The following is an 11,132-nucleotide window of genomic DNA, read 5'->3' as shown; positions in this document are numbered from 1 at the left end:
GCCTCGGGCCCGCCGTCCCGGCCGACGGTGACGGCCACGGACTCGACCGGGGCCAGGCCGAGTTCGTTGAGGCGCAGCACCACCTCGGCGGCGCGCAGGTCGGAGCCGGGCTGCAGACCGTGGTCCACGGTGACACCGCCGGCGCGGATGCCGAGTTTGGGGGCTTCGAACGCGAGGGCGGAGGCGAGCGCCATGGAGTCGGCGCCGCCGGAGCACGCGACGAGCACGAGCGGCGGGGGCGGCGGCTCGTGCGAAGTGCCCGGGGAGGCGGAGGGGGCGGAAGTGGCGTCGGGGGAGGGCGTGTGATCGGTGAGGACGTCATGGAGCACGCGGCGGACCGCCAGGCGTATCGCCGCGACCGCAGGATGGGGACCCATGTCCGGTTCCCTTCATGAAATTGTCGGGGGGTGAGCCCGAGGTCGGTCACTCAGAGTGTGTAGATGGTGACAGAACCGGGCCGTTCCCCGAGCATTGCACGCCTACCCATCGCTCACGGTCCCTCGGACGGGTGATTGGAGGGGCGTTCACCTGCCGTCGGCCGGATTCAATTCACGACTCTGCCTTACGGTGCACCCGCGCGACCCAGTCCGCCGGTTTGGCGATCTCCGACTTGGTGGGGAGCGTGTTCGGTGAGGTCCACACCCGGTTGAAGCCGTCCATGCCGACCTCGTCCACGACCGCACGTACGAATCGCTCCCCGTCGCGGTACTGGCGCAGTTTGGCGTCGAGGCCGAGCAGCTTGCGCAGGGCCAGGTCGAGGCGGGAGGCGCCGCGGGCGCGTCGCTGCTGGAACTTCTCGCGGATCTCGGCGACGGACGGGACGACGGCAGGGCCGACGCCGTCCATCACGAAGTCGGCGTGGCCCTCCAGGAGGGACATCACGGCGGTCAGCCGGCCGAGGATCTCGCGCTGGGCGGGGGTCTGCACGATCTCGACGATGGAGCGCTGGTCGTCGCCCTCCTCGCCCTCGGGGCGGCCGCCCGCGAGGGACTGCGCGGCCTCGCGGATGCGCTCCAGGACGGTCATGGGGTCGACCTCGGTCTCTCCCAAGAAAGACTGGATTTCGCCCTCGAGGTGGTCACGCAGCCAGGGCACGGCCGTGAACTGCGTGCGGTGGGTCTCCTCGTGGAGGCAGACCCAGAGCCGGAAGTCGTGGGGCTGTACGTCGAGTTCGCGCTCCACGTGCACGATGTTCGGCGCCACCAGGAGGAGGCGTCCGCCGCCGTTCTCACCGGCCGGGAGTTCGCGGGTGGCCGGGGCGAAGGTCTCGTACTGGCCGAGGACCCGGGAGGAGAGGAAGGACAGCAGCATGCCCAGCTCGACGCCGGTGACCTTGCCGCCGACGGCGCCCAGGACGGCACCGCCGGGGGTGCTGCCGCGACGTTCCTGCATCTTGTCGAGCAATGGTTTGAGCAGTTCCCGGAACCCGGCGACGTTCGCCCGGACCCAGCCCGGACGGTCGACGACGAGGATGGGAGTGTCGTGGAGGTCGTCGCCGCCCATCCGCGTGAAGCCGCGGACGTGCTCCTCCGAAGCCTTTGCGTGCCGGCGCAGCTCGGCGACGACGGCCCTGGCCTCGTCGCGGCTCACTTCTGGGCCCGGCCTTACGAGCCGGGTCGCGGTCGCCACCGCGAGATTCCAGTCGACCATCTCCGCACCACCGATGCTCGTCATGCAGACAACCGTACGTGAGCGCTGCCGCTTGGGGCAGGGAGTGGACCGTAGGGGTACCTCTCGTGGGAAACGTGCGGGTCGGCTGTGGCTGAGCGCGCCCGCGCGGCGGAGCCGCATATCGACACAGCCCCGCGCCCCTGTCGGCTGCCCCTGCGGGGCTCGCCGACAGGAGGCGCTCTCAGTTGCAGCCGCAGGTCGCCAGCGTCGATGCCAGGGCGTCCAGGCCCTTCTGGGTGGCCGTCGGCTCCGTGGGCGGGTCGGAGGCCGTCAGGAAGGCGAAGGCCAGGAGGTGGCCGTCCGTGTCCACAACGGTGCCCGCCAGGGTGTGTACGCCGGTCAGGGTGCCCGTCTTGGCCCGTACGAGGCCGGTGCCGGGCTGGCCTGCGTAGCGCGTACTGAGGGTGCCGGTGAAACCGGCCACGGGGAGGCCGGTGAGGGCGGCGCGCAGCTCCGGGTGGGCGGGGTCGGCGGCCTTGGCCAGCAGGGCGGTGAGCAGGTCCGCGGTGAGCTTGTCGGCACGGTCCAGGCCGCTGCCGTCGGCGAACTGCGCGCCCTTGAGAGGCAGTCCGAGCTTCTTCAGCTGCTTGCGGACGGCGGTGCCGCCGCCCTTGAAGCTCGCCGGTTCGTCCGCGGCGACGGCCGTCTGGCGGGCCAGGGCCTCGGCGATGTCGTTGTCGCTGTTGGTCAGCATGCGTTCGACCAGGGCGGACAGGGGCGGGGACGTCACCGTGGCGAGGGCCTTGGCGCGGTCGGTCGCCTTGGAGGGGCCGGGGACCGTGGTCTTGATGCCTCGGCCCTTCAGCAGGTCCGCGAACTTCTTCGCCGCGTCGGCCGCCGGGTCCTCGCTGCGCTTCGCGGTGCCGCTGGATGTGTCGTCGAGACGGCCCTCGTCGGCCATCAGGGCGGTCACCCGGGCGACGTTGGTGTTGTCGAGCCCGATCGGGTGCACGTCGGGGCCCTCGTACAGCGAGGTGTCGTACGAGAGGGTCACCTCGTCGGTCTTGCGGTCCTTGAGGGCGCGGGCGGTCTCGTCGGCGAGGGTGCGCAGGCTCGCGTTGCCCTCCGCGTCCTTGCGGGCGGTCAGCGTGGGGTCGCCGCCGCCGACGAGGACGACCTCCTGCTTGTCGTGGGCGCCGGGTTCGAGGACCGTACGGGTCGCGATGCGGTGGTCGGCGCCCGCCGCGGTGAGGGCCGCGACGGCCGTGGCGATCTTCGTGGTGGACGCCGGGGGCAACGCGTCGTCCGCGCCCTTGCCGTACAGGCGCTTCCCGGTGGCCAGGTCGACGACGGCGGCCGTACGTTCGGTGCCGAGCGCGGGGTCGCCGAGGAGCGGGCCGAGGACGTCGGCGAGGGCCTTCTCCGTGGGGGACGGCCCGGCGCCGACGGAGCCGCCGAGTCCGGTGAGCACGGACGCGGCGCTGGGGGCGGGCGCCGGCGCCTTTCCGGACGTACCGGACACATGACCGTGATCTGCGCCACCTGCGCGCCCCTGCGATGCGGCCCACTCGCGCTCCGCCGTACGCTGACCGGTGGAGTCCCAGGGCCCGGCCGCAGTGACCACGGTGGCCGCCACGACGAGTCCGAGGGTGGCGGAGCCCGCCGTGAACTGCACGGTCGACGGCCTTGTGACCAGCGGCTTCACGGCTCCCGCGGCCCGTACGAGCGGTGGCTTCACTGCTTCCACGGCCCGTACGAGTTGCGGTCTCACGGACCGCGCGACCCGCACCACATGCGGTCTCGCGGCCCGCCAAGCCTTCAGCTCTGGCACGACCACCAGCCCCTTTCGCGATCACACACCTGCGTGAGGGACACTTAACCACCAGAACTATGTGCTGATCATGGAGGAGCCACCGGTGGAGTTCGACGTCACGATCGAGATTCCGAAGGGTTCACGGAACAAGTACGAGGTGGACCACGAGACCGGTCGGATCCGTCTGGACCGTCGCCTCTTCACCTCGACCAGTTACCCGGCCGACTACGGCTTCGTCGAGAACACCCTCGGCGAGGACGGCGACCCGCTGGACGCGCTGGTCATCCTGGACGAGCCGACCTTCCCCGGCTGTCTCATCCAGTGCCGCACGATCGGCATGTTCCGTATGACGGACGAGGCCGGCGGCGACGACAAGCTGCTGTGCGTGCCCGCGCACGACCCTCGCGTGGAGCACCTGCGGGACATCCACCACGTGTCGGAGTTCGACCGTCTGGAGATCCAGCACTTCTTCGAGGTCTACAAGGACCTGGAGCCGGGCAAGTCCGTCGAGGGCGCCAACTGGGTGGGCCGTACGGACGCCGAGGCCGAGATCGAGCGGTCCTACAAGCGGTTCAAGGAGACGGGCGGTCACTGACCTCCTGTGGCCTGAGGGCCGCGTGACCCCCATGGGGTCGCGCGGCCCCTTTGTCTGTCAGTGCGCATACTGGGGCGTACTGGATGTGCGATTCGGGAGTCGTGGGTGACCGAGCCGGAGGCGGAAGACCGTAAACCGCAGTCGGACGAGGCGAGGAGCGCGTTCGTCCCGCCCGCCGGTGTGGTGGCGCAGCCCGCGCCGGTCGAGGAGGAGTCCTCGACGACCTCGGAGTTCGCGCTCCCCAAGGGGATGGGCGTCCCGCAGGTGCCCGCCACCGAGTCGGAGGGGTCGGCGTTCAGCACGCCGCGGACGTACAGCGCGAAGCACGCGCCGCCCGCCTTCACCCCGCCCGCCGGCATACCGCGCGTCGATCTCACCAAGGACGTTCCCTGGCAGGACCGGATGCGCACGATGCTGCGCATGCCCGTCGCCGAGCGGCCCGTCCCCGAGACCGTGCAGAAGGCGGAGGACGAGGGTCCGGCCGTCCCGCGCGTCCTCGACCTGACCCTGCGTATCGGCGAGTTGCTGCTCGCGGGCGGCGAGGGCGCCGAGGACGTGGAGGCGGCGATGTTCGCCGTCTGCCGCTCGTACGGCCTCGACCGCTGCGAGCCGGGCGTCACCTTCACGCTGCTGTCCATCTCGTACCAGCCGTCGCTGGTCGAGGATCCGGTGACCGCGTCACGGACCGTACGGCGCCGGGGCACCGACTACACGCGTCTGGCGGCCGTCTACCAGCTCGTCGACGACATCAGCGACGACCAGACCGAGGTCTCCCTGGAGGAGTCCTACCGGCGGCTCGCGGAGATCCGGCGCAACCGGCACCCGTACAGCGGCTGGCTGCTGACCATGGCCACCGGGGGCCTCGCGGGCGCGGCCTCCGTGCTCGTCGGCGGTGACCTGATCGTGTTCGTCGCGGCGGCTGTGGGCGCGATGCTCGGCGACCGGCTGGCGTGGCTGTGTGCGGGGCGCGGGCTGCCGGAGTTCTACCAGTTCACGGTGGCCGCGATGCCGGCCGCCGCGATGGGGGCAGCGCTCACGATCGCGCACGTCGACGTGCGTGCTTCCGCGGTCATCACCGGTGGGCTGTTCGCGCTGCTGCCCGGGCGGGCGCTGGTGGCGGGCGTGCAGGACGGGCTGACCGGCTACTACATCACCGCGGCGGCCCGGCTGCTGGAAGTCATGTACTTCTACGTCGGCATCGTCATCGGCGTCCTCGTGATCCTGTACTTCGGTGTGAAGCTGGGCGCCGAGCTCAATCCGGACGCGGCCCTGCAGTCCTCCAACCGGCCGGGGTGGCAGATCGCCGCGTCGATGCTCCTGACGCTCTGCTTCGCGGTGCTGCTCCAGCAGGAACGTTCCACCGTGCTGATCGTGACGCTCAACGGGGGCGTGGCATGGAGCGTGTACGGGGCCATGCACTACGTGGGCGGGATCTCGCCCGTCGCCTCCACGGCCGCGGCGGCCGGGCTCGTGGGGCTGTTCGGGCAGTTGCTGTCGCGGTATCGGTTCGCTTCGGCGTTGCCCTACACCACCGCGGCGATCGGGCCCCTGTTGCCGGGGTCGGCCACGTATTTCGGGCTGCTGGCGATTGCTCAGAACGATGTCGACGAGGGGCTGGTGTCGCTGACGAAGGCGGCTGCCCTTGCGATGGCCATCGCCATCGGGGTGAATCTGGGGTCCGAGATCTCTCGGTTGTTCCTAAGGTTGCCAGGGGCGTCTGCGGGGGCACGGAGGGCGGCGAAGAGGACCCGTGGGTTCTAAGGTCTCGTAGCCGGGTGCGCGTCCGTTGTGGCTGGGCGCGCAGTTCCCCGCGCCCCTTTGCGGCGCGTTTCGGTTGAGCCGCGTTCGTCAGTTCTGCGGGTAGTTCTGGCCGTAGGGGTAGCCCTGGTTCTGGGGGTACTGCTGGCCCTGGTTCTGGTCCTGGGGGTACGGGGGCTGGGGGTACTGCTGCTGGTTCTGGGGCGGGTAGTTCTGGGGGTACTGCTGGGCGTACTGGTCCTGGGGGTAGCCGCCGCCGTAGCCCTGGTCCTGGGGGTAGGGCTGCTGCTGGTACTGCTGGTTCTGACCGTTGCCGATGTTCTGACCGTTGCCGTTGTTCTGGCCGTTGCCGTTGTTCTGGCCGTTGCCGTTGTTGCCGTAGTAGTCGTCCTGGCCGTTCTGGTGGGCCGGGGGGATGCGGCGGAGCTGGGTCGTCTGGTCGTCCATGACCTGCGGCGCCGGGGGCTGCTGCTGCGGGTTCTTCTTGGACTTACTGCGGGCCCGCATGAACTCGATGATGATCGGGACCACCGAGATGAAGACGATCAGGAGCAGGATCGGCTCGATGTTCTTCTTCACGAAGTCGATCTGGCCCAGCCAGGAGCCGAGCAGCGTGACGCCCGCGCCCCAGAGGATGCCGCCGACCACGTTGAAGATCAGGAACGAGCGGTACTTCATGCCGCTGACGCCGGCGATGATCGGCGTGAACGTACGCACGATGGGCACGAAGCGGGCCAGGACCAGGGACTTGGGGCCGTACTTCTCGAAGAACTCGTGGGCCTTGACCACGTTCTCCTGTTTGAAGAGGCGGGAGTCCGGGCGGGTGAAGAGCGACGGCCCCACCTTCTTGCCGAACATGTAGCCCACCTGGTCGCCGACGATCGCGGCGATGCAGATCAGCACGATGGCGGCCCACAGCGGGAAGTCCAGCTGGTTCGACGTGATCAGCAGACCCGCCGTGAACAGCAGGGAGTCACCCGGCAGGAAGAAGCCGATGAGCAGGCCGGACTCGGCGAAGACGATCAGGAGCAGGCCCCAGATGCCGAACGAGTCGAGAAGGTAGCCCGGATCCAACCAGCTTGGGCCGATGGCAAGCGTCGTCGTCACGATTCCGGACTCCTGAAGGGTGGTGGATATGCGGCAGGCGAGGGTGTGGCCGACCAAAGTTATCAACGCAGCATGAAGGGTCCAGGTTCCACCGACTCCTACAGGATGCACTGTGCCCCGACTGGGACAAAGCTGTGAGCCATGGGAATCGAAGAATACGGCGGTGGTCAGGGACCCCAGGCCGACGTACTGGTCGTGACGACGAACGACGTGCCCGGCTACCGGGTCGAGCAGGTCATCGGAGAGGTCTTCGGACTGACCGTGCGCTCCAGGCATCTGGGCAGCCAGATCGGGGCCGGTCTGAAGTCGATGATCGGCGGCGAGCTCAAGGGCCTCACCAAGACGCTGGTGGAGACCCGCAACCAGGCGATGGAACGGCTCGTCGAGCAGGCACGCGCGCGGGGTGCCAACGGTGTGCTGATGTTCCGCTTCGACGTGACCGAGGCGGCGGACATCGGGACGGAGGTGTGCGCGTACGGCACGGCCGTGGTGATGGTCAAGGAGTAGGGCGACGGCGGTACGGGAGTCGGAAGTAAGGGGCGCCCGCCCTTGCGAACGCCCCTTACCCTCGTGCCCCGTCCGCCGTCCGCCGTCAGGCGTCGTGCCGTGCCGCGTTCGCCGTGATCGCGTCCCTCAGATGCTCGGCGAGACCCGGGCGCATGGAGTCGTAGAACTCCTTGAACCGCTCGTCCGACACGTACATCTCGCCGAGTCCCCGGTGGATCTCGTACGAGCAGTCGTAGAACCACTGGCTGATGTGCTGCCGGTGTTCCTCGGCCATGTCCATGGCCCGCTCCCCCGTGGCGGGCTCGCCGGCCTCCATGAGGGCGTCGTAGCGCTCGCCCCAGGAGGCGACCTCGGCCTGCATGCGCTTCCAGTCGTCCTTGGTGTACTGGGCGGCGCGGCGCTGCGACTCCGCGTACGCCTCGGTGCCGCCCCAGCGGCGCTCGGCCTCCTCCGCGTGTTCCTCGGGGTCCTTGTCGCCGAAGACCTCGAACTTCTCCTCGGGTGTGAGGTTGATGCCCATCGTGCGTGCCTCCATGGCGTGCTCCACGGCCGCGGCCATCTTCTGCAGCTTCTCGATCCGGGCGGTCAGCAGCTCGTGCTGGCGGCGCAGATGCGCGCGCGGGTCCGTCTCCGGGTCGTCGAGCAGGGCCGCGACCTCGTCGAGCGGAAAGCCCAGCTCCCGGTAGAACAGGATCTGCTGCAGCCGGTCGAGGTCCTCGTCGCCGTAGCGCCGGTGACCCGCGTGGCTGCGCTCGCTCGGCACGAGCAGTCCGATCTCGTCGTAGTGGTGCAGCGTCCGCACCGTCACCCCGGCGAAACCGGCGACCTGTCCCACGGAGTAGCTCATCGTCTCCGCTCCCTCCTTTTCGGTACGCACCTCAGGCTGAGGCCTCACGTCACGTGAGGTGCAAGCCGGAACCGCACGCCGGATCCGCCGGATCCGAATCCACCGGGTGCCATGCCGGTTTTACCCGCTTATGACGGAGTGGTGGCCCACCATGGAGGCCCGACCCCACCGACCGGAGGACCCATGCCGCTGCACAAAGGCCCCGAGCAGCCCGACAAGCGTCCCGCGACCATCAACCCCTTCTACGGGGAGGCGAACCCGGTCAGCGGCATGACCGAGGCCCCGCCCCAGCACCGGCTGCCGGACGGGCCACTGCCGCCCTCCACCGCGTATCAGCTGGTGCACGACGAGCTGATGCTGGACGGCAACTCCCGCCTCAACCTCGCCACCTTCGTCACCACCTGGATGGAACCCCAGGCCGGCGTGCTGATGGCCGAGTGCAGCGACAAGAACATGATCGACAAGGACGAGTACCCGCGCACGGCCGAGCTCGAGCGGCGGTGCGTGGCGATGCTCGCCGATCTGTGGAACGCGCCCGATCCGTCCGCCGCCGTGGGCTGTTCGACGACGGGGTCCAGCGAAGCCTGCATGCTCGCGGGCATGGCGCTCAAGCGGCGCTGGGCCAAACGGAACGCGGACCGCTATCCGGGTGCCCGCCCCAATCTCGTCATGGGCGTCAACGTCCAGGTCTGCTGGGACAAGTTCTGCAATTTCTGGGAGGTCGAGCCGCGCCTGGTGCCCATGGAGGGCGACCGTTTCCACCTCGACCCGCAGGCCGCCGCCGAACTCTGCGACGAGAACACCATCGGCGTCGTCGGCATCCTCGGCTCCACCTTCGACGGGTCGTACGAGCCGATCGCCGAACTCTGCGCCGCCCTGGACGAGTTGCAGTCGCGCACGGGTCTGGACATCCCCGTCCACGTCGACGGCGCGTCCGGCGCGATGGTCGCTCCCTTCCTCGACGAGGACCTGGTCTGGGACTTCCGGCTGCCGCGGGTCTCCTCCATCAACACCTCGGGACACAAGTACGGCCTCGTCTACCCGGGTGTCGGCTGGGCGCTGTGGCGCTCTGCCGTCGAGCTGCCCGAGGAGCTGGTCTTCCGGGTCAACTACCTGGGCGGTGACATGCCGACCTTCGCGCTCAACTTCTCCCGGCCGGGGGCGCAGGTCGTGGCGCAGTACTACACCTTTCTGCGACTGGGCCGCGAGGGCTACCGGGCCGTTCAGCAGACGACACGGGACGTCGCCATGGGGCTCGCCGAGCGGGTCGAGGCACTCGGCGACTTCCGCCTCCTCACCCGGGGCGATCAGTTGCCGGTGTTCGCCTTCACAACGGCTCCGGACATCACCTCCTACGACGTCTTCGACGTGTCCCGGCGCATGCGGGAGCGTGGCTGGCTGCTGCCGGCGTACACCTTCCCCGAGAACCGTGAGGACCTGTCCGTGCTGCGGGTGGTGTGCCGCAACGGGTTCTCGTCCGACCTCGCCGAGCTGTTCGTGGAGGACCTGGGCAGTCTGCTGCCCGAACTGCGGCAGCAGCAGCACCCGCTGGCCCGGGACAAGGGGGCGGCGACCGGCTTCCACCACTGAGCCGGCCTTCCGGCACGGCCAGCACTTCCGGCACGGCCGCCACTTCCGGCACCGGCCCCTCCGTCGCCTCGTCACCTCCGTCGCTTCCGTCACCTCCGCGGCTTGCCTCACCTCCGGTCAGTCGCCGTCCCCCAGCTCGAACCCGTGCCAGTGGGTGCCGTCGGTGGATATCCGGAAGGCTCCGGCGCCGAAGCTGTCGGTCCACAGGTAGCCCAGCGGTGTCGCGGTGACGGAGCCCGAGATGCCCCGCGCGCCGCTGCCCCGCTGGAAGGTGCGGCCGCCGTCGGTGCTGCGCCAGGCGCCGTCCTCGCCGTGGACGGTGAGGCTGCCGTCGGCGGCGGCCACCAGGTCGCCGAGGCTGGAGCGGGGCTCCACGCCCTTGCGGTGCTTCCAGACGCGCTGCCAGGTGTGGCCGCCGTCGGTGCTGCGGTGGATGGCCAGCAGGCCGTTCTTCACGTCGTCCTCGTCGGGCAGTTGGCCCGGCTGGGTCGCGTAGAGCACGCTGCCGTTCGCGACCACCCTCAAGCCCCAGCCGTGCTTCTCGGTCCCGGGCAGCCGAGCCGTGCGCCAGGTGCGCCCCCGGTCCTCGCTGACGGCGAGCGCGGGCAGGCCGGACTCCGGGTCGGCTCCCGAGGCGAGGAGCAGTTGTCCGCCGGGCTCCCCCGCAGGACTCACCACTCCCTCCAGGGGCGGCTGTTCGGCCAGAACCCGGAACTCGCCGGTGGCGGGCAGGACGGCCAGCAGGCGTGACCGCGCGCACGCGTTTCCGTCGTCCGCAGGCCGCACGCACTCCTGGACCAGAGCGCCTCCCTCGGGCACCTCGGGGGTCGTACCCGAGGGTTTCTCCGAGCCGGTCCGCCAGGTGCGGCCGCCGTCGCCCGTGAACCAGGTCCGGTACGTCGGCGGCCAGGTGCCCTCGGTGATCAGCGCGCGGCCGGGGCCCAGTCCCATGAGCCCCACCGTGATACCGAGATCGCCCGTCACGTCCGGCAGCGGTGAGCGCACGGGGCGCCAGGCGTCGGCTCCCCTGTCCAGCACGGCCACGCTCTGCCGGCAGCGCTTCTTCCCGCACTCCGCGAAGAGCGCGAAGCCGCTGCCGTCCGCCGCGAAGTCGACGCCGACCGGGCTGCCGGGCAGCCCGGATGCCGACGGGATCCGGGGAGGCTTCACCCCGTCCCCCGCCGCCGGATCGGCCGCGGCACCCGAGGACCCGGCCGACGAGACCGCCGCCGACCCGCTCGGTGACTACCTCGACTCCCTGGAACGGATCGGCCGCCTCGAACCGGCCGAGGTCCTCCCGGCCC

The 11,132-nt window shown here is 70.1% G+C and carries 10 protein-coding genes and 1 pseudogene; 5 read left to right on the top strand and 6 right to left on the bottom strand.

What is annotated here, in order from left to right; all coding sequences use genetic code 11:
• The 3 genes from O3Q52_RS38670 to dacB all read right to left on the bottom strand — a co-directional run.
• Positions 1–377, bottom strand: a 377-nt coding sequence (locus O3Q52_RS38670) for an ATP-binding protein (protein WP_332112981.1), incomplete at its 3' end; no start/stop codon positions are given.
• A gap of 172 nt (positions 378–549) precedes the next feature.
• On the bottom strand, positions 550–1,674 hold the full coding sequence (locus O3Q52_RS38665; protein WP_200397454.1) for a zinc-dependent metalloprotease: 1,125 nt from the start codon (positions 1,672–1,674) through the stop codon (positions 550–552).
• Positions 1,675–1,852: 178 nt separating this feature from the next.
• On the bottom strand, positions 1,853–3,448 hold the full coding sequence (dacB, locus tag O3Q52_RS38660; RefSeq protein WP_269653263.1) for a D-alanyl-D-alanine carboxypeptidase/D-alanyl-D-alanine-endopeptidase: 1,596 nt from the start codon (positions 3,446–3,448) through the stop codon (positions 1,853–1,855).
• A 79-nt stretch (positions 3,449–3,527) separates the two neighbouring features.
• Between dacB and O3Q52_RS38655 the strand changes: the two genes are divergently transcribed.
• Entirely contained in the window at positions 3,528–4,019 is a 492-nt protein-coding gene (locus tag O3Q52_RS38655) for an inorganic diphosphatase (protein ID WP_033321679.1), read from the top strand.
• A 105-nt stretch (positions 4,020–4,124) separates the two neighbouring features.
• The gene (locus O3Q52_RS38650; protein WP_269653262.1) at positions 4,125–5,780 is read left to right on the top strand and encodes a threonine/serine exporter ThrE family protein; all 1,656 of its coding nucleotides are present in this window, start codon (positions 4,125–4,127) and stop codon (positions 5,778–5,780) included.
• An 87-nt stretch (positions 5,781–5,867) separates the two neighbouring features.
• Here O3Q52_RS38650 and O3Q52_RS38645 read toward each other — a convergent pair whose 3' ends face one another.
• Positions 5,868–6,884 (bottom strand): DedA family protein, encoded by a 1,017-nt coding sequence (locus O3Q52_RS38645; RefSeq protein WP_269653261.1) that lies wholly within the window; start codon positions 6,882–6,884, stop codon positions 5,868–5,870.
• A gap of 141 nt (positions 6,885–7,025) precedes the next feature.
• Here O3Q52_RS38645 and O3Q52_RS38640 point away from each other — a divergent pair, with 141 nt between their 5' ends.
• Positions 7,026–7,391 carry a YbjQ family protein gene (locus O3Q52_RS38640; RefSeq protein WP_269653260.1) on the top strand — a complete coding sequence of 122 codons (366 nt, stop codon included), beginning with the start codon at positions 7,026–7,028 and terminating at the stop codon, positions 7,389–7,391.
• Positions 7,392–7,476: 85 nt separating this feature from the next.
• Here O3Q52_RS38640 and O3Q52_RS38635 read toward each other — a convergent pair whose 3' ends face one another.
• Positions 7,477–8,238, bottom strand: a complete 762-nt coding sequence (locus O3Q52_RS38635; RefSeq protein ID WP_269653259.1) for a MerR family transcriptional regulator — start codon at positions 8,236–8,238, stop codon at positions 7,477–7,479.
• A gap of 183 nt (positions 8,239–8,421) precedes the next feature.
• On the opposite strand from O3Q52_RS38635, the gene O3Q52_RS38630 reads away from it, so the two are divergent.
• On the top strand, positions 8,422–9,828 hold the full coding sequence (locus tag O3Q52_RS38630; RefSeq protein ID WP_269653258.1) for a glutamate decarboxylase: 1,407 nt from the start codon (positions 8,422–8,424) through the stop codon (positions 9,826–9,828).
• 117 nt (positions 9,829–9,945) lie between these two features.
• Here the strand turns inward: O3Q52_RS38630 and O3Q52_RS38625 are convergent, their stop codons facing one another.
• Positions 9,946–10,779 carry a sialidase family protein gene (locus tag O3Q52_RS38625; RefSeq protein ID WP_269653257.1) on the bottom strand — a complete coding sequence of 278 codons (834 nt, stop codon included), beginning with the start codon at positions 10,777–10,779 and terminating at the stop codon, positions 9,946–9,948.
• Here O3Q52_RS38625 and O3Q52_RS38620 point away from each other — a divergent pair.
• Positions 10,778–11,132 (top strand): annotated as a pseudogene (locus tag O3Q52_RS38620) (hypothetical protein); the annotation flags it as partial. The gene O3Q52_RS38625 and the pseudogene O3Q52_RS38620 sit on opposite strands and share 2 nt — an antisense overlap.

It is taken from the genome of Streptomyces sp. ActVer, from assembly GCF_027270795.1.
Lineage (GTDB): Bacteria > Actinomycetota > Actinomycetes > Streptomycetales > Streptomycetaceae > Streptomyces > Streptomyces umbrinus_A.
Note: the sequence above shows the minus strand (reverse complement) of the source record. Positions and strands in the feature narration are given on the sequence as shown.